The sequence below is a fragment of the Roseibium sp. MMSF_3544 genome (assembly GCF_030732845.1).
Taxonomy (GTDB): Bacteria; Pseudomonadota; Alphaproteobacteria; order Rhizobiales; family Stappiaceae; genus Roseibium.
In genome coordinates this window covers 79469-101932 of the sequence record NZ_JASHKA010000005.1, presented here as the reverse complement: position 1 = coordinate 101932, position 22464 = coordinate 79469, and the positions used below count along the sequence as shown (strand labels likewise).

The window sequence follows — 22464 nt, the reverse complement described above, 5'->3', positions numbered from 1 at the left end:
ATACGCTGCTGCTCTATGCGATTTCAACATGGCCCCGGAGTCACCCATATGAAATCGCGCACCAAGGTTGTCGTCATCGGCGGCGGCATCGCCGGCTGCTCAACACTCTTCCACCTTACACGTGAAGGATGGAACGATGTGGTTTTGGTTGAACGCAACGAACTCACCAGCGGTACAACCTGGCATTCGGCCGCACAGGTCACCAATTTTGGTATGAACCAGACCATGGTGGGGCTGAAGACCCACTCCATCAGGCTTTACAAGGAACTTGCCGAAAATCCTGAGTATCCGATCAATTATCACCATGGCGACGGCGGGATCCGGCTTGCCAACACTGAAGCCCAGTTGCAGGGCTATCGGCATTTCGCCTCAATGGCCCGCGGAATGGATGTCCACTTTGAGGTTATTGACGCGGACGAATGCGCTCGTCGTCATCCGCTCGTCTCGACAGGCAATCTGCTGGGTGGACTGTGGGATCCGCTCGACGGCGATATCGATCCGGCGCAATTGTGCCAGGCCCTCGCCTATCACGCGCGGAAAGCCGGCGCACAAATCTACCGGAACACGCCAGTCACCGACCTCACCCAACATGCCGACGACACCTGGACAGTGCACACCGAACAGGGAGATATCGACTGCGACATCGTCGTGAACGCGTGCGGTTACCGTGTCAACGAAGTTGCTGCAATGATGGACGTCCATCATCCGGTGGCTTCAATGGAGCATCAGTACTTCCTGACGGAGGACATTCCGGAGATCGTTTCAGCAGGCCATCGGATGCCGCTGATCAGATGCCCGATCAGCGACTACTATTGCCGCCAGGAGAAAAACGGGCTGCTTCTCGGATTTTATGAACAGGGGTGCAAGACCTGGGGGATGGACGGGATTGACCCAAACTTCGTCAATGCGCTCTGCCCGGACGACCTCGACCGCATCATGGACGTATTGCAAGGTGCATTCGAACGCATGCCGGCGCTCATGGAAGCGGGCATCAGATCGGTCATAAACGGGCCGATTACCTACACAATCGATGGCGCTCCGCTTGTCGGCCCGATCCCCGGCAAACGCAACGCTTTCTGCATCATCGGCCTGCGTGCCGGGCTCGGAGAAGGTGGCGGTCATGGCTGGCTACTTGCCCAGCAGATCGTCCACGGAGAAGCCTGCTACGACACCTGGTGCCTTGATCCGCGCCGGTTCACCGGCCACGCCAATGTCGAACTTACGTCCCTGAAGGCGATCGAGGACTATCAGAACGAATTCCGCTTCCACTTTCCGCATGAGCACCGGCCTGCCGGGCGCCCGGCCAAGACCACGCCGCTCACGCCGGTTCTGGAAGCAGAAGGCGCGGAATTCACGGTCGTAAACGGATGGGAGCGCGTTGATTACATCAAACCGCACAAAGACTTCCACCCGTCCCTGAGCTTCAGTTTCGACGAGGCCTTCGACGTTATCCAGAAAGAAGTCCTAAACGTTCGCGACAATGTTGGCCTGTGCGAAGTCAACGGCTTCAACAGGTTTGAAATTACCGGTGCAGACCGTCACGTTTTTCTGGACCGACTGGTTTGCGGAACGCTACCAAGGCGCGAAGGCCGCGTGGGCCTTACCTATCTGCTCAATCATCATGGCCGGATCAAATGCGAGGCGACCATCGCCAACCTGCCGAAAACGGACAGAGGCCCGGAGCGCATCTGGTACGGATCGGCAGCGGCCAGCGAATTCCACGATATGGATTGGCTGTCACAACACCTTCGCGAGGGCGAAGATGTTCAGATCAAAAGCCTCACAAACGAGCAGACGATCCTGGTGCTTGCAGGACCGAATGCGCGCAAGGTCCTTTCGGCCTGCGCACGAGGCGACTGGTCGAAGGAGGCATTTCCCTGGCTGAGCGTGCGGGAGTGTTTTGTCGGCTTTGCACCAGCGACCGTCATGTCGGTGAGTTTTTCCGGGGAACTGGCTTACGAGATCCACGTGCCGAATGCCTCGCTCTACGCTGCCTATCTTGCTCTTCGGAAAGCCGGGGACCCATTCGGTCTGTCGCTCTTTGGCGCACGCGCGGTGGAATCCATGCGAATGGAAAAAGGATTTTTCCATTGGAAGGCGGACCTGTTGACCGAATTCGATCCCTTTGAGACCGGCCTTGACCGGTTTGTGAAGCTTTCCAAGGATGACTTTGTCGGCAAGCCTTCACTTGAGGATCTTGTCAGCAAGGGTGCGACCAGGAAAATGGTTACGCTCAGCCTGGAGACAAACAGCGCGCCTGCACATGGTGGCGCGTCCGTGATGGCAGCCGACGAGGTTGTCGGGACGGTTACCTCCGGGGACTGGGGACACAGGGTCGGACTGAACCTCGCCTACGCCTTTGTCGACCCTGAGCGTTCAGTCGAGGGGACGATGATGGAAGTAGATCTTTGCGGCGAGCGGATTGCCGCAACGGTCATCCGCCCGTCTCCCTACGATCCGGACCATGTTCGCATGCGAAGCTGACGCCCCGTGCAAAGGCTCTAGCTGCCTTCTTTCACCATCTTGATGGCGCCGCATGGACACTCAAGAGCGCAAAGGCCGCAACCCTTGCAGTAATCGTAGTTGAACTCGAACCGGTTGCCCGGGCCAAGCTTGACGACCGCGTTGTCCGGGCAGATGCCGTAACAATTGTCGCATTCAAAGCAGTTGCCGCAAGACAGGCAGCGGCGTGCTTCGTAGAGCGCGTTGTCTTCTGTCAGACCCTTCAGAACCTCTTCAAAACCGGTCTGCCGACGCACCGGATCAAGCTGGTCCTGCTTACTTTGCGGAGCATCGTCATAATACCAGGGATTGATGTTCTCGAAGGCCGCAAGTTCGGGCTTTTGCGACGCCTGATAGGTTTCGCCGCAGAGCCAGGCATCGATGTTTCTCGCGGCTTTCTTGCCATGCCCGACGCCGACGGTCACCGTGCGTTCGGCCGGGACCATGTCGCCACCGGCAAACAGGCCCTTGCGCCCGGTCATCATCTGTTTGTTGACCGTCACGACGCCATCCCTGGCGATCTCGACGCCGTCGACCTTTTCCAGGAACGAAGTGTCGACATCCTGTCCGAGAGCAAGAATCAACGTGTCGGCTTCAATGGTCTCGAACTCGCCGGTTGGCTGCGGCCGTCCGTTTTCGTCGATCACCATCTTCTCGACCGTCACGCTGGTCCCGTCGATGTCCTTGATCGTGCGCAGCCAGTGCATCAGGACACCCTCGTCCTCCGCTTCAGTCGCCTCGAAGTCGTGCGCCGGCATTTCCTTGCGCGAGCGGCGGTAAACGATCATGGATTCGTCCACACCCAGACGTTTTGCTGTGCGCGCGACGTCCATTGCGGTGTTTCCGCCGCCGTAGACAATGACGCGGCGGCCGAGCTTTGGCGGCTCTCCGCCGGATTCCATTTCCTTCAGAACGCTGACCGCATCCAGGATCTTGCCGGCTGCGTGTGCTGGAATATCAATCCGTTTCGCCAGGTGCGCACCGACAGCGACAAAGACCGCGTCGAAGCCCTCATCCGCGAACGCCGCCTCGATATCTTCCACTTTCGTGTTGAGTTCCAGTTTGACACCCGTATCGAGAATACGCTGGATCTCGTAGTCCAGCACGTCGCGCGGCAAACGGTATTTCGGGATGCCGAAACGCATCATGCCGCCTGCCATCGGTCCGGCTTCGCGGATTGTCACGTCATGACCGAAACGGCGCAGGTGGTAGGCGGCGCTCAAACCACTTGGACCAGCGCCAACAACGAGCACACGCTTGCCGGTGTCTTGCGCGGACATAACCGGCTTCCACCCCTTCTCGAATGCCATACGTCCGAGAAAACGCTCGATCGCGTGGATCGCGACCGGCTCGTCGAGTTGGCCGCGATTGCAGGCGGTTTCGCAGGTGTGATAGCAAACGCGACCCATGACACCCGGCATGGGGTTGTCTTCCATGATGACCTGAAACGCCTGCTCATAATCGCCTTCTTCGGCGTGAAACAGCCATTTCTGGATGTTCTCACCGGCCGGGCAGGCATTGTTGCAAGGTGGCAGACGATCCAGATAAACGGGCCGTTCCGTGCGCCATGATCCGGTCTTGTTTGCGAGACTGGTGCTGGGATCGAGCGTGATGGCAAATGGCAGCTCGTGGGTCATGGTGCCGTCCTTTCACCGAGAAGATCAAAGCGGTCGATGTTCGCGTCGGCCATGCGCTGGATCGCGGCGATCCGGTCGGTATCTTCAGCGCCCTTCTTGAAGAGATGGGCAAAACGTTTCTGCAGTTTTAGGTAATCCTCTACCGGCACTTTCCTGCGAATTTTCTGCGTTCGCACGACCGCGCCATGTTCCGCTTCGAACAACGGAAACAGACCACTCTCCACCGCAAGCCGCGCGAGCAGGATCGTGTGGTTGGTCGCCGAACCCCAGCCGAGCGGACAGGTCACGAGCACGTGGATATAACGTGATCCCGACATGCTCATCGCCCGCGTGACCTTCACTTCCAGGTCGTGAAGGTCGGCGACCGTCGCTGTGGCGACATAGGGAATGTTATGCGCCATGGCGATCAGCGGCATGTTCTTGCCCGTCCCGAAGACATTGCCGGGGGCATCGCCCACGGCCGGTGTCGTCGCGGTTCGGGCTGCAGGCGGCGTTGCAGAGGAACGCTGTACGCCTGTATTCATGTAGGCTTGGTTGTCATAGCAGATGTACAAGACGTCATCGTTGCGCTCGAACATTCCAGACAGGCATCCGAAACCTATATCTGTGGTGCCGCCGTCGCCGCCCTGTGCAATCACTTTCGTCGCAGCCCGGCCCTTGCGCCGCATCGCCGCAGCAACGCCAGTTGCGACAGCGGGAGCATTTCCGAAAAGCGAATGCAGCCAGGGAACCTGCCAGGACGTTTCCGGATAAGGTGTCGTGAACACCTCCAGACACCCTGTGGCATTGACGGCAACAAGATTGCCCTCGGCAGACCGCATGGCGGCATCAAGTGCGAAGCGAGCGCCGAGCGCCTCCCCGCACCCCTGACAGGCGCGGTGTCCGGACGTGATCGCATTGGAGCGATCGATGGAGGACTGAACGCTGCGCGCTTCCTCATCCATGAGGCGGTTGCCGACCGTATGCGTTCCTGTCTGATAGAACTTCACCCGCTGGAGTGCCGTTTCTTCGCTCATGACACATTGCTCCGTTCTTGTGCCGACCGGTTCTGGATCGCTTTCAAGATGCTTTCTGCTGTCGGACCTGAATGGCGCATGTCCGCCGAACGGGCGACCTCCCGTTCGACAACCGCCTTTTCGAGACTGAGGAAGGTCACGTCCGGCAAGGTTCCGGCCTCGGCGGACTGCAATACCTCCGCGATGCCCTTCATCGTGATGGGACGCCCTCCAAGACCGGCGATGACCGTGTGAACAGGATGCGGCGCTTCCCTGAGCGCCATGCGGACGTTGGAGGCAAGAACACCGCCAAGGCCTGGCGCAAGGCTCTTTTCCACGACGACGATCCGCTTTGCGCCCTCAAGCGCGAGCCTCAACTCTTCAAGGGGGAACGGCCGGAAAGAGCAGATGGATACGGATCCGACCTTGCGCCCGTTTTCGCGTTCTGCGTCAACGACATCCTTGATTGTGCCATTGACGGAGCCCATCGCGACGAAGATCGTCTCCGCATCGTCCGTACGATAAGGATGCACGAGACCGCCGGAATCGCGTCCGAAGACGTCTTTGAAAATGGAGCCGATTTCGGGAATGAGGTCCAGCGCTTGAAGTTGCTTGCGATGCGCCAGATACCGGACTTCGGTGAAAGCTTCCGGCCCGACCATGGCCCCAATGGAATAGGGATCGGCCGGATCGAGAACCTGCACAGGTTCGTAAGGCGGCAAAAACGCATCAACCTCTTCCTGTGTGGGAATATCCACCCGTTCGTAGGCGTGCGTCAGAATAAAGCCGTCCATGCAGACCATCACCGGGCAACTGAGTTCTTCGGCAAGCCGAAAGGCCTGAATGTGAAGATCGGCGGCTTCCTGATTGGTTTCGGCAAAAAGTTGAATCCATCCGGCGTCCTTCATCGACATGGCGTCGGTGTGGTCGTTCCAGATGTTGATCGGTGCGCCGATCGCCCTGTTGCCGAGCGTCATCACAATCGGCAACCCAAGGCCTGAAGCGTTATAGACAGCTTCCGCCATGAACAGCAGTCCCTGGCTGGCCGTGGCCGTATAGGCGCGTGCGCCGCCAGCGGACGCTCCGATGGCAACGGAGAGCGCCGCAAACTCCGACTCAACATTGATGTATTCGCAGTTCGTCAGTTCGCCTGACTTCACCAGCTCACCGACACCCTCGACGATGTGCGTTTGCGGTGTGATGGGATAGGCGCAGACAACTTCAGGACGGCAGAGTGCAACGGCCTGGGCGACAGCAGCAGATCCTTCCAGCTGTTTCAGCATTTCATTCTCTCCTATGCTGCCGCGACTTCGTAAGCCTCGCGTGCAGCGGCGACATTGGCCGCTCCGATCTGGCCCGGAAACTTCTCGGAAATCGCCTCGGTGACCGCGTCGATCGAAACCTGGCCGCTCATGGCTGCAAGACTGCCCAGCAGTGCGGCATTCGGGAGCGGCCTGCCGATGTGTTTGAGGGCGATTTCGCTTGCGCCGACATCCCGGAAATGGTTGTGCGGAAAGCCCGCCGCATAGTCGGCTATGCCAAGATCCTCAAAAGTCTTTTTTGAATTGATCAGCACATACCCCTTGCCATCCAGACCAGAAAACAGGTCAACGGAATGGATCAGGGTCGGATCCTGGATTACGAGGGCGTCAGGGTGGGATACCGGTTCACGGGACCGGATTTCACCCTCGGCAATTCGGCAATAGGAAACGACGGGCGCTCCCATTCGCTCCGATCCGAAGCTCGGAAAAGCCTGGGCGTGTTTGCCTTCTTTGAATGCTGCGATCGACAGGAGTTCGGCAGCAGTGACCACACCCTGGCCACCCCGGCCATGAAATCGCACTTGAAACATAACCTCTCCCTCACCAGACATACCGGGAAACATCCGGGCGCCGGATACGGGGGAAATGCTATGACGGCTCGCCTGCGCTCACATTGACCTGACGCAATAGCCAGGGCAACGGACGTATTTGAATGCGGCAAGCGCCAGGGTACGGACCCGCCAACGGTCCGGATTGGGTTTGAAACCACTTTGAAAAGGATCGGCTGCAGCCGTTGATCTCACCCGCGCGCTGAGCGGCCGGCACCGGGCTCTCGTGCAGGGTGGCAGTGCTGGATTACGCGTCGATCTCGTGACCGGAAATCCAAACGCCGCCAACTTTGCCCTTGTCATCCAAACGCAAGAAATCCGCCTGGCTGCCTTTCGCCAACCGGCCCAAGGGGCGTTTGATGACGTCTGCTGGATAGCTGGTCGCCATTGCAAGCGCAGATGCCAGATCCAGACCAACGGTCGCCGTCAGGTAACTGATTGAAGACGGAAGGTCGATATCGGCCCCGGCGAGCGTGCCGTCTGCCAGCGTAAGCTTGCCGTCACGCCGGAAAATCTCCCGCCCGCCAAGGTGAAAGGATGTCACATCAGTTCCTGTCTGTGACATGGCATCTGTTACAAGAAAAATTCGGCCCGGCCCTGACTTGGATCTCAGTGCGACACGAATAGCGGCCGGGTCTACATGCACGCCGTCCGCGATCAGACCCGCATTCAGCCCGCCGAGGTCGAGCGCGGCCCCCACCAATCCCGGTTCCCGGTGCTGCAAGGGGCTCATCGCATTGAAAAGATGCGTAACGCAGGTCGCGCCGGCCTCCATGGCCTCGCGGCAAGCCTGGTAGCTTGCGCCGCTATGGCCAAGGCTGACACGTATTCCGGCTTCTGCGAGGGACCTGATCTGGTCGGGCGAAACCGTTTCAGGTGCCACCGTTATCATCAGGCTGGGCAGGTGAAGGGCGGCCCACAGGTAGAGCGCAAGGTCATCTTCCGTCATTGGCCTGATCAGATCAGCGTCATGAGCGCCCTTTCGACCTTTGAAAAGATGCGGCCCCTCCAGATGCAGACCCTGAAAGCCGGGAACTTTCGCCTCCCAGGCTTCAATCCCCAGTTCGACGACCTTGCGTGTCGTCTCTGGTGTGTCGGTAATCAGCGTCGGTGTCAGCGCTGTCGTTCCAAGCGGCAGATGCGCCGCGCAGATCCGCTCCACATCGTGCACGCTCTTGACGTCGCCCAGCATCAAGCCGCCACCGCCATTGACCTGGAGATCAACAAATCCGGGAGAGAGAATTCCGTCACCAAGATCTTTAATTGCGCAGTCTTCAGGAACCTCAACAACCGCACAAATGCCCGCCACAGTCTCTCCCTCAACCAGAAGAGCAGCTTCGGGATGGAGCGTTTCGCCATCAAAGACTTGGCGGCACCTATACGCAGTTGTTCCTGTCATACCGTTTGGGTGACTTTTTTCAGATGTTTTGGAACATCGGGATTGAAGCCGCGCTCGCGGGCGAACCATTCGATAAAGGCATAGAACGTAACGATCTGGACGATCGCATCGGTCAATGGATGCGCTGTCGCTTCAAATTCCAGAGGTTGGGCTCTTACGACCTTGGCGGTCGTTGCAAAGACGTCACCGCCTTGCGCAGCCATGCGGTCGGCGGCTTCTGCTAATCCCTGTTCCGCTGCATCGCGGACGCCTAGCGCAAGCACCGGATACCCGTTTTCGACAATCGAGATCGGACCGTGCATGACTTCAGCTGAAGAATAAGCTTCCGCGTGGATCTGGCAGGTTTCCTTGAACTTCAAAGCCGCTTCATTCGCGACGGCAAGGGCAGGTCCACGTCCAACCACGTAGAGAGACCCCTTGGCCTCTATCGGCGCGGCCAACGCGGTCCAATCCTTACCGATCGCTTTTTCAAAATGCCCCGGAACCTCTTCAAGTGCCTTCAGCAGGATTTCGTCCCCCCCGATTTCAGCCAGAAGGAGCAGTCCGGCAAGAACGGAATTGACGAAAGTCTTTGTCGCAGCGACGCTTTTCTCCGGTCCGGCACAGATATCAACCGCCGACGTTGAAAGCTTTGCAAGCGGGCTTTCGGCCGTGTTGGTCAGACCGACCGTCACGGCGCCCTGCCCTGTCGCGTTTTCAACAACGGACAGAATGTCCGGGCTGGCACCCGATTGCGATATCGCAATGACCAGCGCCTGATCGAGTTTGACGTGCCGTCCATAGACTGAGGACACCGATGGCCCGAGCGACGCCATCGCAAGTCCGAGATAAATTTCCGAGGCGTATTTCAGAAATGTAGCGGCATGGTCGGACGATCCGCGCGCGACGCTTGCAAGGAAAACAGGAGCCCCCGCCTTTCCCGCGATTTCACGAAACTTGGGGTGTGCCTCCGACAGAAGCCGGCGCGCGGCCTGCGGTATTTCCTCGATTTCCCGGCGCATGTGGGTGGGCGTGGTCTGCGTCTTGGTGGCAACCATGAAACTAGTCTTCCGAGATTTGGAGTTCGGCAATGAAATCATAGGCATCTCCGCGATAGACGGAGCGGGTAAACTCCACCACATGGCCAGACGCATGATAAGAGACACGTTCGATCTTGAGGCCGGCGGAACCGACCGGCACTCCAAGGATTTCCGCATCCATTTGTTCGAGGTTTCTTGCCGAAATGCGCTGAATGGCCCGAACCGGCTGCATTCCCGACGATCGCAGGACTGCGTAAAGAGACGTGGAGACCTGCTCCGGGTTCGGAAGCACGGTTTCAGAAAGTGACGCCCGCTCAATTGCCATTGGTATGCCATCGGCCTTGCGTAGCCGGTCTACGCGCGCGACTCGCTGGCCAGAGGTGAGACCCAGGGTAAAGATCTCTTCCGGGGAGGCCGGGAACAGGCCGCGCCGCAGCCACTCGCTGCTCGCTTCCAGTCCGCGACGCGCCATGTCTTCGCTGAACGATGTCAGGCTTGAAAGGCGCTGTTCAACCTTTTGCACTTTCGGAGCGACGAAAGAACCACTGCCGCGCTTTTGGACAACAATCTGATCTTCAACCAGGCCAGCCACCGCCTTACGAACCGTCACTCTGGACAATTCGGTGATGGCCGCGATCTCGCGCTCGGAAGGCAGCGGCTCATTCTCTTTCAGGACGCCGTCATCAATTGCCTGAAGGATACGCCGGCGCAGCAGCAGATATCTTGGCCCGCTCGACCCTGCCAGCCAGTCGCCGTTTTCCAGCATGGAAATGAAATCCGTCATTGAAGGTGGCGCCTCGGCTCGAAAAATAATACCTTTCAGATACCAATTTAAACTCTATCGAAACCTAAAATCAAGTGTTAAAAGGAACCACCTCAACCCTTAGAACCCGAGTCCTCCCCTTTTCCCAAGGCGAACCGGGCATGTTCGCAGCCTTAAGCTTCGTGCTATGAATGTCCTGAATTTTTGAGTTTCCAGAACATGAAACTGCCGACGACCGAAGACCGAGATCCGCAATCCATCGGCCTCTCCCAAAAGACGGACGAAGACGTCTTGTCGCTTTTGCTGGAGCGGCAAATCGAGGCTCTCAATGCCGCCTCTTCGGCGATCCCGCAAATCGCAAAAGCAGCCACAGCGCTGCAAAGGGCCGCGGAGGCAGGTAAAAAGATAGGCTATGCAGGTGCTGGAAGCGCGGGTCTGACAGCGCTCGCGGATTGCCTTGAGTTACCAGGGACCTTTGGTTTTCCGCCCGAAAGAATGCGTATTCTCTATGCTGGCGGCGCTGAAAATCTCTTAAATCTTGCCGGCGTACATGAGGACAACGACGACGCCGGAAAGAATGATTTTCTCTCGGCCGGCCTCGGAAAAGATGACGTTCTGATCGGTGTGTCGGCAAGTGGTTCGACGCCCTATACGCTCGGCGTGGTGCGCGCGGCAAAGACCGCTGGAACTGTGACAATCGGAATTGCCAACAATGCCGATACGCCGCTGCTGCAGGAAGTCGATAAGCCTGTTCTCCTGCAAACGCCTCCGGAGATTATTGCAGGGTCCACACGCCTTGGCGCTGCCAGCGCCCAAAAAGTGGCTCTCAACATGATCTCTACCCTGGTCGCGCTGCGGTTGGGGCACGCTGTCCGTGGGCATATGGTCAATCTCGTCGCCGACAATGAGAAACTGCGTGCTCGCGCGCAGCGAATTCTTCAAGACCTTACGAACTGTAGCGCCGAAGCAGCATCTGATGCGCTCAGCCAGGCAAACGGTCGGGTGAAGGTGGCCGCCCTGATGTTGCGTGAAGATCTGAGTGTCGGTGAAGCCGAAAATGCCCTGATCCTGCACAATGGCAACCTGCGGGCGTTTCTGTAGGCGGCGTCCCTTTAGGGTCCGGCCTCATGTATGCGTCCATACCTGAGGCGCGCTTTGGTCAGACCTGTCAGAAACGTTGCTGGCGTCGCAATCCAATATGAGCCTCAGGAATGGTGTCGCGTTGGCCGAAACATATTTTCCGGTTTACTGCACAGCAAATTGGTTGCATATTGGTATTATATTTGGTCGTAAATTGTTCCATCTGAGGAGTGACTGAACAGGCGATGGTCACCTGTTTCGATATCGGCGGTTCCTTCATCCGCCACGGCGTGCTGCAATCCGACGGAACGGTTGCAGAACGAGGCCGCGTTGCAACACCTGGCCACAGCTGGACGGACTTCGTCCAGGCGGTCGAGAATTGCGCCGGCACAGAAAACCGTCCGGTTTCGGTCTCTCTCGCAGGCGCTTACGACGACCGGACGGGTATCGCGGACGTCGCAAACATTCCGTGCTTGCACAATCGGCGAGTTGAAAAGGAACTGTCCACCGCTCTCGGCCGTCCGGTTGCGGTGATAAATGATGCGAATGCCTTCGCGCTTGCAGAGGCAGTTGATGGAACAGGTCGGAACAAACCCGTCGTTTTCGGGATCATCCTGGGAACTGGCGTAGGCGGAGGCGTTGTCGTCAATGGTCACCTCGTCACCGGTTTCGGCGGAATGGCAGGCGAATGGGGACACGGGCCGGTTATCGATCCAAGCGCAGGCGGTCAATTGTCAGGGATCGACCACTACCAATGCGGCTGCGGACAGATAGGGTGCGTCGATGCGACCTGCTCCGCCCGCGGGATGGAGCGCATCCATAGATCGCTTCACGGCATTTCGCTTACAAGCAAGGAAATCACGGATGCGTGGCATCTGAACGATCCGGCGGCGACCGACACGATAGATGCCTTTTCAACCCTGCTGTCGCGTGCGCTGTCAGTTCTTGTGAACACCTTGGGGCCGGACGTCATTCCCGTAAGCGGTGGTTTGTCCAACGATCAGGAGCTGCTCGACCTCATCGACCGCAAGACGCGTGCGCTCGTACTGGCCCGCTATCAAACACCGCTCGTGGTACGAGGCCGGTTCGCGGAAAACGGCGGTCTGCATGGCGCAGGTATCTTTGCACGCCGCATGTTTGAAGGTCTGGCGGAATGAAAACGGTGTTGCTGGAGGTCTGTGTCCATACAATCGAAGGAGCATGGATCGCTGCTGAGAACGGTGCAGACCGCATAGAACTTTGTGCGGCCCTTGCCGAAGGCGGACTGACCCCGTCCGCCGGAATGATGGCCGCTGCCTCAAGACTGCCGGTTCCGGTCTACGCGATGATCAGACCCCGGTCTGGCGATTTCAGATATTCGGACGCTGAAAAGACGCTGATGCTTCGTGACATTCAGACTGCTGAACAGGAAGGACTGCGCGGAATTGCTATTGGCGCGACAGATCAGGATCGCCGTCTTGATCGAGAGTTTCTCGGCGCCGCATTGCGCGGAACAATCCTGAACGCAACGCTCCACCGCGCCTTTGACACGCTAGCTGATGCGGGAAAAGGCATCGAGGATGCCATCGATCTCGGGTTCGAACGCATCCTGACATCAGGACAGAGCCCGACGGCCGATCAGGGACTTGGTGTGCTCGAAAAAGCGGTCAGATCCGCACGCGGCCGCATTTCACTCATGGCCGGCTCTGGCGTGACGCAGGAAAATGCCGAACGCATACTCAGCCGGGCCGGTGTCGACGAACTCCACGCATCCTGCTCATCTGTCTCACCTTCCACAAGAGTGGAGACACCGGAAACGAGACTGGGCTTCGTCCTGCAATCCGGAACCAGGTCGACAGATGCCGGTCGCGTTCAGGCGCTGCGAAAAACAATCGACGCATATCTGGAAAACGCTGAGTAACTGACTGTCCCAGCACCGGGCTTAGACAGTCGAGACTAGGCCGTCGCGATTGAATGGCGTTCGGCACGATCTTTTCCGTGGTCAATCTGCGCTTATTTCCGGCACGCCAATTAACGCTAGGACATCATTTTAGATTGCTCAGAATTTGAAATGAAGTTACCATCTAATGTGATTTCAATATTGGACTCACGTCCACCAATACAGACGTAATCGAATTACTTAGATATTTTTAACAGGAGGGATTCAGTCACGTCACGGTGATTGATCTTGAAGGACCAGCCGGAAACCACATTTATTAACGGAAAGTAAGCGTCATCTCTGAAAAATGTGATGTGCATTACACTCAAAAGGTAGATTGTGGTGCGATAATGGCAAAATCGTGATCGCGCAGCGTGGGGCGCACGCACACTAAATTTAGAAAATCATTGCGGAAAAGAGTCGAAACAGACCGAATTCGCAAGTGCCCCAAGCGCGATAGAGCTGGTTGTATTAGCCTTGGGAGGCGAACATGCAACGGAATACGAAAGCAGGAACCTTTGCGCTTGGTCTCATCCTCGCTCTGGCGGGTAGCGCAGCGGCAGAAAATCTGCCCCAGGAAACAATTACGTTGCCTGAGGACAGACTTGCCGTAACCGTCGCTTCAGCCACAGTTGATCAGAAAGATCCGCTGGAAAGCGAACTCACAATCTGGGTCGGTGAAATCGAACTCGAAGGCCGAGATGTGGTGTGGGTCGAATTGATCGATTCATATGGCGAAGTCATCTACGATTCCGAAGTCAACACGAACGAAACCCATCTTTTGCCAGATGGACGCGCGGTTGTTGTCAGATCCATGGATCAGGACACCGTTGTTGCTGGCAAAGATGAGTCGCGTCTGGTGACAGAAGGCGCCTTGATGGTTACGCGCCGTGTGGTCAATGACGGCCCGGACGCAACGACCGTAGAACTGATCGAGACTGACAGCGAGCCCGTCAAACGCGGCACAATGCTTCAGGTCGCAGATTTCGGCCAAATGATCTGGGATAACGTTGTCGCGTTCTTCGATGCGGCGAGGACCCGGGTCGAAGTTGCCTGGAATTGGCTCGTCGACACTTTGCAAGCCTGATTGAATTCAGTTTTATTACGACGCCTTTTACACTTATCGGGTCCGCTCCTGTAGCGGACCCGTTGTGTTTTGGGCTTTTTGTCGTAAATGCGCAGGCACTTTTGACACCCTGAAAACAATCACGGCGCGCAGGAAACCGCCATTGAGACTGCGCGCGGGCAAAATTATTCATTAAATTCATCACTCTGCGTGATCTGCTCTTTTTCCTGGACCGTATTCGCTTCAGAACACGACTAATCCACTTCACTGGCCGCAGGTCCTTGCGGACCGACCAGTCATACAAAAGGAAAAACCATGCGGATTGCCGTCATCGGCTCCGGAATTTCCGGAAACAGTGTAGCTTGGGCCCTCAGCAAAGAACACGAAGTCATCCTTTACGAAAAAAGAGCACGAGCTGGGGGACACAGCGCTACAGCCGATATTGATTACGACGGTACGCCGATCTCGGTCGACACTGGTTTTATCGTATACAACGAACGCAACTATCCAAATTTCACGGCGCTGCTCGACCACCTTGGTGTCGCCACCGAGCAAAGCGACATGAGCTTTGCGCTGTCTGCGGACAACGGGAAGCTGGAATGGTCGGGAGACTCACTCAATTCTATCTTTGCGCAACGCTCAAATCTGGTTTCGCCCCGGTTTCTTCTTATGCTTCGGGACATGTTCCGCTTCAACAAACAGTCGGTTATTGACCTGCATGCGGGACAGCTGACCGGTGTAACACTCGGAAGCTATCTGGAAAAACACCGCTATTCACAGGGTTTCATAAACGATTACCTCCTGGCCATGGGCGCGGCAATCTGGTCGACACCGATCAATGAGATGCGCGACTATCCGGCGGAAAGTTTCGTTGCCTTTTTCGAGAACCATCGTCTCCTGTCTTTCGAACCCACGCTGTGGCGCACGATATCCGGCGGTAGTCGCAACTATGTAAACCGGCTGCTGGCCCCTCTTGCGGGAAGTATGCGGTTGGGTTCGCCTGTTGCGGAAGTCACGCGCAGCGACAACAAGGTCCATGTGAAGGACGAGTCAGGCCATACGGATGTCTTCGATCAGGTGGTGCTGGCAAGCCATACCGATCAGAGCCTGGCAATGCTTGGTGATCCGAGTGATGACGAGCGAGATATCCTTGGATCGATCCGCTATCGTCCGAACGAAGTGTATCTGCACCGAGACGAAGACCTAATGCCGAAACGCAAGCGAGTCTGGTCGTCCTGGAACTACATGTCCGACCGCGATGCCGGAGAGACACGCGACGTGACGGTCAGTTACTGGATGAACCGTCTTCAGAACATCGACCGCAGCAAACCGGTGTTTGTGACCTTGAACCCGTTCGAGGCGCCGGCACCTGAAAAGACTTTCGAAAAATACGTTTATGATCACCCGCAGTTCGACGCGCGCGCCCTGAAGGCAAAGAAACGCCTCGGCACAATACAAGGTGTCAACAACACCTGGTTTTGCGGCGCGTGGAACGGCCACGGGTTCCATGAGGACGGGCTTGCCTCAGGGCTTGCAGTTGCCAAACAGCTTGGCGCTCAAATTCCCTGGGAAACAGAGACCGAGCAGCCACAATTTCTGGAAGCAGCCGAATGACTGCAAAGGCTTCCAATACGCTCGTCGGGAACGGACCGCCGCCGGAAGCCGCTGCTTGTCTTTATTCCGGCAAGGTCATGCATCACCGCATGAAACCCCGAGAACACCGGTTCAGCTATTCGGTTTTCTCGCTGCTTCTTGATATCGATCGGCTTGATGCGGCGTCGCGCATGAGCCGGTTGTTCTCCGTGAACCGTTTCAATCTTCTTTCGTTTCATGAAAAAGACCATGGCGCGCGCGACGGAAGCAGTCTCAGGCGGCATGTGGAATCGCTTTTGAGACAGAAGTCGATAGAAGCGCCCGCGAAAATCCTGTTGCTCGGCTATCCAAGATTGGTCGGATACGGCTTCAATCCGCTCAGTGTCTACTATGCCTATGACGCAGACGAGCGGTTGACGGCGATCGTCTATGAAGTTCGCAACACATTTGGCGGAATACATACATACGCTCTTCCGATTAAAGACGGCGAATTGAGTGATGCCGGTGTCCGGCAGCAACAAAGCAAGGAATTTTACGTTTCTCCGTTTGTCAGTATGGAACAGCAGTATCATTTCAGAATGCTGCCGCCCGGGGAAACGGTCAGGGTACGAATCCTGGAAAAAGACAGAACCGGCCCGCTCCTCTCGGCGACGTTTGCCGGCGAAGGATCTGCGTTATCGACCCGTTCGATCCTGAAGGAATGTGCGCGTGTTCCATTCCTTTCGATGAAAGTCATTCTCGCGATTCATTGGGAAGCCTTTAAAATCTGGCTCAAGCGTGTACCATTTCATCCACGTCCGGCTGGGGACGCAGTCCGCAACGGGCCTGCAGAGCGCACAATGTCGCTCGCTTCTGACAAATAATATTCTCAAGAGGTTTTGCGATGAGTGAACCTGTTGTCCTGACCAACAACAATCTGCGCAGCGCACTAAAGGGGGCCCCTCGCCTTGCCCGCATGGCGGCAGGTCTCGCGCTGAGAATCCGTTACGGCTCGCTTGAGATCTCGTTTCCGGACGGGCGGAACTTCCTCATCCACGGGCGCGAAGCAGGTCCACACGGGGTCCTGAACATTCATGACTGGCGTTTTTTCCGCATGGCCGTCAAGTCCGGCGACGTGGGCGTTGGTGAGGCCTTCATGGCCGGCTACTGGTCGTCGCCGGACGTAACCACCTTCCTGGAAGTGTTCTGTATCAATCAGGAATCGACCATGGAAGCCATTCAGGGGCGTCCCGTGACACGGTTACTCCTGTCGGTCCGCCACTGGCTCAACTCGAACACGCGGCGCGGCTCCAAACGGAACATTTCGGCGCATTACGACCTTGGAAACGCCTTTTACAAGGAATGGCTCGACCCCTCGATGACCTATTCCTCGGCGATCTACAGCAATGAAACCAACAATCTGGAACAGGCGCAGGCCGAAAAGTACGCTTCCCTGGTCAGACAAACCGGCATCGAGCCGGGCCATAGCGTTCTGGAGATCGGTTGCGGCTGGGGTGGTTTTGCCGAACATGTTGCCAAGACGGTCGGTGCCCACGTCAGGGCTCTGACAATTTCGCAGGAACAGTTCGATTATGCCCGCGAGCGCATCTTCAAGGCCGGCCTCAACGAAAAAGTGGATGTCGTGTTCCAGGACTATCGCGACGAAAGAGGCGTGTTCGACCGGATCGCTTCAATCGAAATGTTTGAAGCAGTTGGTGAAAAATACTGGCCGACCTATTTCGAACAATTGTCCAAGTGCCTGAAACCGGGTGGAAAAGCCGGTCTTCAGATCATCACGATCCAGGACAAGATGTTCGACGACTACCGTCGCGGAACAGATTTCATCCAACGTTACATCTTCCCGGGGGGAATGCTGCCGCCGCCCGGAAAGCTGGTCGAAATCGGCAAGTCCCTCGGACTGGATCTGGCGGAACAGAAAATCTTCGGCCAGGACTATGCCCGCACGCTCGCGGAGTGGCGGCAAAGGTTCCGCCAGGCCTGGCCCCAAATCCGCCCGCTCGGTTTTGACGATCGGTTCAAACGTCTTTGGGAGTTTTACCTGCACTATTGCGAAGCCGGCTTTCGCGCCGGCAACATCGACGTGCGCCAGATGGTTTACGTCAAGGCCCCCTGACATCCGCACTGTTCATGCGACCTTCAGTCAGGCCGGGATTTACCCGGCCTGTTTTCTTTTTCGACCATCCGGTCGTTCGTGAGATCAGCGCAAAATACGCCCGGTATGGCAAGAAACGCAGCGCTTTCAACTGTCTGACAAAGGCGCGCGGGAATGCGATTTCAAATTTTGTCGGATGCTGCAAGCCTTTGACAATCTCGCCGGCCGCTTCTTCTGCCGTGATGAGATGCGGCATGGGAAACGGGTTTGACTTTGTGGCCGGTGTGTCGACGAAACCCGGATTGATCACCTGGATGCGAATGCCTGCAAGATCCAGATCGAATTTCAGGGATTCAGCCATGTTAATCAGGCCCGCCTTGGACGCACCATAGGCTGCCGATGTCGGAAGTCCGCTGTATCCGGCGACAGACGAAACAACGGCGATCTGTCCCCTGCCCCTTGGTTTCATCACATCGATGACAGGAAGAACGACGTTGACCGTCCCCATAAGATTAACATCAAAACTTGACCTGAAGGCTTCCGTTGTCGCGTCCAGACCGTCCTGCGGCAAATAAATACCGGCATTGGCGACCAGAAGCGCAATTCCGTCGAATCTGCTCTCGATCTCCCTGCAGAGGTTTGCCATGTGAGTGGTGTCAGTTACATCACCCGGAAACGGGACGACTTCGCCCGGAAAGCCCTGCGCCTTGTCGCACAGCTCCTGAAGAGCATCTGCGGAACGGGCGGTCGCTGCGACCTTCCAACCGTTCTTCGCCAGCTCAAGCGCAAGCGTGTATCCAATGCCGGAGCTTGCACCCGTGATCCAGGCGGCTCCGTCTTGAGGTCTTCCGATGTAGTTGATCTGAGGCAATAGTATCTCCTTGGCCTTTGCGTAGTTTACGCAAAAACCAAGGGTAGCGGATCTGTCTTCAGCGCATAAATGGTGCGAACCACCGGCCGACCGGGCCAGTCAGTTCGAGACGTCCGGCTGTTACCGCAAAACAGATGCAGTCCTCGCCATCGTCGGCGATCGGCTTGTGGTCGACGTCGCCATCGGCGAAGGCAACGTCTCCGGCTATGTAGTGGCCGTCATCATCCTTAAAGCCGCCCTGAAGGGCCAACGTCAATTCAGTGCCGTGATGTGTATGGGACGGCATCGCCCGGCCTGCACGCACCCACAGCAAGCTGGTGGAGCAACCGTCAACTTCGCCGAACTTGCACTCTTTGACGCCGGGCAAAAGCGTCTTCCAGGGAAGACCATCCAAGGATTTGCCGACTATCGACTGCAAGGATTGGGGAACTGGACCTTCGTCGCTCGCAGCAGACGCATTGTCATTTGCGAACGGCGTATTGTCACCAAAGATGGCAGACAGGTTCTCGTCCCGGTTCGACAGCGCCACCGGTTCAGCATCCGTCAGGCTTACGCCCCCCAGGCTTTCCAGGGAAGAGACGTAATTCCTGTTCAGATCGCTCAATTCCAGATGAGCGCCGATCAGCGCCTGCGCCGGATAGGACAGTGTACCGGCTGCATAGCCGGCCAGCAGTTCGTCCATTCCGGTCACATTCTTTTCCATTACCGCTCTCATTTAAGTCCAAACACAGATGTTGCTCTATCGCCGGTACGTTGTGCAACGTTTTCCGGATCATCACTTACACTAAAAATATTCGAATTTGAATTTCCATCTAGGGGTTTTGAAGAACAACTCCATGCTCACTTTCAATAGGTTCGGGAAAAATGCGACTTCAAATTCAATCACTCGCTGGCATTCTTCCACCAAGTCCTTAAATTGCAAACTTGATCCGGAGTGCTGCTGCCTTTAGCGTCCGGAATCCATTGCATATTATCTGGCCATGCCTCGCTTTCTGGCCAGATCAGCCAGGATTAAGAAAATGACCGTGTCCGCTTCCGTTGTCGACGCAATTGGCAACACGCCCCTGATCCGCCTCAAGGCATTATCTGAAGAAACCGGTTGCGAAATTCTTGGCAAAGCCGAATTCATGAACCCTGGGCAGTCTGTCAAAGACAGGCCGGCCCGGCAAATGATTCTGGAAGCAGAAGCGCGCGGCGACCTGAAACCAGGCGGCGTCATTGTCGAGGGGACTGCTGGCAATACCGGTATCGGGATTGCCCTGGTGGCGAGCGCGCGCGGATACAGAACGGTCATTGTGATTCCCGAAACGCAAAGCCAGGAAAAGAAGGACATGCTGCGTCTTTGCGGTGCGGAGCTCGTGGAAGTCCCGGCAAAGCCCTTCAAAGACCCGAACAATTACCAGCACATTGCCCGGCGGCTGGCCGATGAAATGGCAAAGAGTGAGCCCAATGGCGTCATTTTTGCGGACCAGTGGAACAACCTCGACAATCGCAAGGCACATTATATGACGACCGGCCCTGAAATCATGGCGCAAACGGGCGGCCGCGTGGACGCGTTTATTTGCGCTGTCGGAACTGGTGGCACCCTGGCGGGTGTTTCTACCTATCTTCAGGAGAACAAGCCCGGCATCGTCATTGGTTGCGCAGACCCGCGCGGTGCGGCAATGCAGTCCCTGTTCACAACAGGAGAAGCAGTTGCCTCCGAGGGCGGGTCTGTGTCTGAAGGCATTGGTCTTGGCCGCAGCACGCCCATCGTTCACGACGTCAAGGTGGATCATGCCTACACGATCGCGGATGAAGACGCCCTTCCGCTGGTCTTCGATCTAGCCGAAAAGGAAGGGTTGCTCCTTGGTGGCTCATCGGCAATCAATCTTGCCGGCGCACGGCGTCTTGCCAAGGAAATCGGCCCTGGCAAAACGATAGTTACCATCCTGTGTGACCACGGCACTCGATATCAGTCGAAACTATACAATCCGGAATTCTTGAGGTCGAAGAACCTCCCGATTCCTGATTGGCTGGTGCGTGAAGTGGACATACAAGCCCCCTTCGCGTGATCGACCCTCTTGCAGCACGAACGATCATGGGGCAGGACGATCCGACCCTGAAACAGGATGGCGCCGACGCAGAGGCGGTGATCCAGGACGCTGTCACCGATGTCGGTGTCCTCGACATGATGGCCAACAATCTCGGCCTGGTCGCCACCTTCGTCGCGGCAATGTATATCACCGCCAGCCTTTGCGCTGTCCGGGAAGTTATGAATTCGCGGACTTCCCAGGGCTCGGTCGCGTGGCTGCTGTCGTTGTTCTTTTTGCCCTACCTGACGGTCCCGCTCTATTTCGTCTTCGGCTGGAAGTCGTTTTCCGACTACGCCAAAATACAAACCACGCTCGGGCGGACAGAACGAGCGCGACGCGCCGACGAGCTTGGGCTGACGGATCACGAGGAGACACGCGACTGGCCGGTCCTGACACGGGTTGCCGGCGTTCCGTTTCTTGCCGGAAACACCGCGGAACTGCTCATCGACGGTACGGAGACGTTCGATGCCGTCAAGGACGCGATTGCCCGTGCCGAAAGTGTTATTTTTTTCCAGTTTTTCGCGATCCATGAAGACGCACTTGGCCGCGAAATGGCAGATGCCCTGATCAAGCGGGCAAAAGACGGCATCAAGGTCTACTTCCTTTACGACGATGTCGGAAGTCATTCCCTGTCGCGTGACTACATTAAGAAGCTCAGGGACGCGGGCTTGGAAGTGTGCGGCTTCAACGAGAACCACAAATTCCTGAAGCTGCTCGGGCCGATGCGGCTCAATTATCGCAATCACCGCAAACTGGTCGTAACGGACTTCCGGGAAGCCTACGTCGGTGGCCACAACGTGGCCGACCAATATGTGGGACGCGACAAATGGTTCGGTCGCTGGCGCGACACCCATGTGAAGGTCGAAGGTCCGGCCGCAGTTGCCTGCGCCCTTTCCTTCGTGGAGGACTGGCTCTGGGCCAGCGGTGAACGCATCGAGTTGCCACGGGTGAGCGAAATTCCGATGCCGGGCGATGAATCCGTCCTGGTCATGCCGACGGGCCCGGCCGACAAGCTGGAAGAATGTGCCATCGCCTTTGTGGAGGCAGCAGCAAGGGCAAAAGAGCGCCTCTGGATCACGACGCCTTACCTCGTGCCCTCGCTCGATGTGCAAACAGCGCTGGCGGCAGCGGCCATGCGCGGTGTCGATGTGCGGATATTGCTTCCAGAAAAGCGCGACCACTGGACCGTCTGGCTTGCCAGCCACGCCTATGAAGACACGCTCGTTCAGCGCGGTGTCAAAGTCTATCGCTACACGGACGGGTTCCTGCACCAGAAGGTTACTCTGCTCGATAACGATCTGGTTTCGATCGGTACGGTGAACTTCGACAACCGCTCCTTTCAGATCAATTTCGAACTGACATTGTGGTTCACGCACGAGCGCATGATCACGAATGTCGAATCAATGCTGGAAGAGGACTTCAAGAATTCAAGGCTGACGTGGCCAGATGCTTTTCGGTCGCGCAGCTATATCTTTCGTGTGCTCGCGCAAGGAGCGAGACTGCTCTCCCCCATTTTGTGAGTGGCTGCACACGGCGCGTACCTGTTTGACATTCGACGCTGTTAGTGTGAATTGCTGACGCAGG

At 56.9% G+C, this 22464-nt stretch carries 19 protein-coding genes; 10 read left to right on the top strand and 9 right to left on the bottom strand.

The annotated features are described in order from the left end of the window. The first annotated feature begins 48 nt into the window (after positions 1–48). A complete protein-coding gene (locus RBB47_RS09210) occupies positions 49–2484 on the top strand; it encodes an FAD-dependent oxidoreductase (protein ID WP_305985486.1) in 2436 nt (811 codons plus the stop codon). A 17-nt stretch (positions 2485–2501) separates the two neighbouring features. Here RBB47_RS09210 and RBB47_RS09205 read toward each other — a convergent pair whose 3' ends face one another. The 7 genes from RBB47_RS09205 to RBB47_RS09175 form a co-directional block, all read right to left on the bottom strand. Further along, entirely contained in the window at positions 2502–4139 is a 1638-nt protein-coding gene (locus RBB47_RS09205; RefSeq protein WP_305985485.1) for an NAD(P)-binding protein, read from the bottom strand. Then, complete coding sequence (locus RBB47_RS09200; RefSeq protein ID WP_305985484.1) at positions 4136–5155, bottom strand: thiamine pyrophosphate-dependent enzyme; 1020 nt, start codon at positions 5153–5155, stop codon at positions 4136–4138. The genes RBB47_RS09205 and RBB47_RS09200 overlap by 4 nt, the downstream gene beginning before the upstream one ends. Continuing rightward, positions 5152–6417: a pyruvate ferredoxin oxidoreductase gene (gene porA, locus RBB47_RS09195; protein ID WP_305985483.1), complete on the bottom strand. Its 1266-nt coding sequence runs from the start codon at positions 6415–6417 to the stop codon at positions 5152–5154. The genes RBB47_RS09200 and porA overlap by 4 nt, the downstream gene beginning before the upstream one ends. Before the next feature lie 11 nt (positions 6418–6428). After that, positions 6429–6986 carry a 2-oxoacid:acceptor oxidoreductase family protein gene (locus RBB47_RS09190; protein WP_305985482.1) on the bottom strand — a complete coding sequence of 186 codons (558 nt, stop codon included), beginning with the start codon at positions 6984–6986 and terminating at the stop codon, positions 6429–6431. A 265-nt stretch (positions 6987–7251) separates the two neighbouring features. Further along, positions 7252–8403, bottom strand: a complete 1152-nt coding sequence (gene nagA, locus RBB47_RS09185; RefSeq protein ID WP_305985481.1) for an N-acetylglucosamine-6-phosphate deacetylase — start codon at positions 8401–8403, stop codon at positions 7252–7254. Then, on the bottom strand, positions 8400–9440 hold the full coding sequence (locus RBB47_RS09180) for an SIS domain-containing protein (RefSeq protein ID WP_305985480.1): 1041 nt from the start codon (positions 9438–9440) through the stop codon (positions 8400–8402). Before RBB47_RS09180 ends, nagA begins: the two co-directional genes overlap by 4 nt. Positions 9441–9444: 4 nt before the next feature. After that, the gene (locus tag RBB47_RS09175; protein ID WP_305985479.1) at positions 9445–10206 is read right to left on the bottom strand and encodes a GntR family transcriptional regulator; all 762 of its coding nucleotides are present in this window, start codon (positions 10204–10206) and stop codon (positions 9445–9447) included. 198 nt (positions 10207–10404) lie between these two features. On the opposite strand from RBB47_RS09175, the gene RBB47_RS09170 reads away from it, so the two are divergent. From RBB47_RS09170 to RBB47_RS09140, 7 genes are all read left to right on the top strand, one after another. Next, positions 10405–11286 (top strand): N-acetylmuramic acid 6-phosphate etherase, encoded by an 882-nt coding sequence (locus tag RBB47_RS09170; RefSeq protein WP_305985478.1) that lies wholly within the window; start codon positions 10405–10407, stop codon positions 11284–11286. 209 nt (positions 11287–11495) lie between these two features. After that, a complete protein-coding gene (locus RBB47_RS09165; protein WP_305985477.1) occupies positions 11496–12422 on the top strand; it encodes an ROK family protein in 927 nt (308 codons plus the stop codon). Next, positions 12419–13165 carry a copper homeostasis protein CutC gene (locus RBB47_RS09160; protein WP_305985476.1) on the top strand — a complete coding sequence of 249 codons (747 nt, stop codon included), beginning with the start codon at positions 12419–12421 and terminating at the stop codon, positions 13163–13165. Before RBB47_RS09165 ends, RBB47_RS09160 begins: the two co-directional genes overlap by 4 nt. 508 nt (positions 13166–13673) lie before the next feature. Next, entirely contained in the window at positions 13674–14270 is a 597-nt protein-coding gene (locus RBB47_RS09155) for a hypothetical protein (protein WP_305985475.1), read from the top strand. A 294-nt stretch (positions 14271–14564) separates the two neighbouring features. Then, positions 14565–15863 carry an NAD(P)/FAD-dependent oxidoreductase gene (locus RBB47_RS09150; protein WP_305985474.1) on the top strand — a complete coding sequence of 433 codons (1299 nt, stop codon included), beginning with the start codon at positions 14565–14567 and terminating at the stop codon, positions 15861–15863. Beyond that, the gene (locus RBB47_RS09145; protein WP_305985473.1) at positions 15860–16705 is read left to right on the top strand and encodes a DUF1365 domain-containing protein; all 846 of its coding nucleotides are present in this window, start codon (positions 15860–15862) and stop codon (positions 16703–16705) included. Before RBB47_RS09150 ends, RBB47_RS09145 begins: the two co-directional genes overlap by 4 nt. A gap of 20 nt (positions 16706–16725) precedes the next feature. Next, positions 16726–17955, top strand: a complete 1230-nt coding sequence (locus tag RBB47_RS09140; RefSeq protein ID WP_305985472.1) for a cyclopropane-fatty-acyl-phospholipid synthase family protein — start codon at positions 16726–16728, stop codon at positions 17953–17955. On the opposite strand, the gene RBB47_RS09135 is transcribed toward RBB47_RS09140, so the two are convergent. Both RBB47_RS09135 and RBB47_RS09130 read right to left on the bottom strand, forming a co-directional pair. After that, on the bottom strand, positions 17942–18805 hold the full coding sequence (locus tag RBB47_RS09135; protein WP_305985471.1) for an SDR family oxidoreductase: 864 nt from the start codon (positions 18803–18805) through the stop codon (positions 17942–17944). The two genes, RBB47_RS09140 and RBB47_RS09135, sit on opposite strands and share 14 nt — an antisense overlap. Positions 18806–18863: 58 nt before the next feature. Continuing rightward, positions 18864–19508: a ChrR family anti-sigma-E factor gene (locus RBB47_RS09130; protein WP_305985470.1), complete on the bottom strand. Its 645-nt coding sequence runs from the start codon at positions 19506–19508 to the stop codon at positions 18864–18866. Positions 19509–19824: 316 nt separating this feature from the next. Between RBB47_RS09130 and RBB47_RS09125 the strand changes: the two genes are divergently transcribed. Both RBB47_RS09125 and cls read left to right on the top strand, forming a co-directional pair. Further along, positions 19825–20859 carry a cysteine synthase A gene (locus RBB47_RS09125; protein WP_305985469.1) on the top strand — a complete coding sequence of 345 codons (1035 nt, stop codon included), beginning with the start codon at positions 19825–19827 and terminating at the stop codon, positions 20857–20859. Continuing rightward, entirely contained in the window at positions 20856–22400 is a 1545-nt protein-coding gene (cls, locus tag RBB47_RS09120; protein ID WP_371932764.1) for a cardiolipin synthase, read from the top strand. Before RBB47_RS09125 ends, cls begins: the two co-directional genes overlap by 4 nt. The last annotated feature ends 64 nt before the right edge of the window (positions 22401–22464 follow it).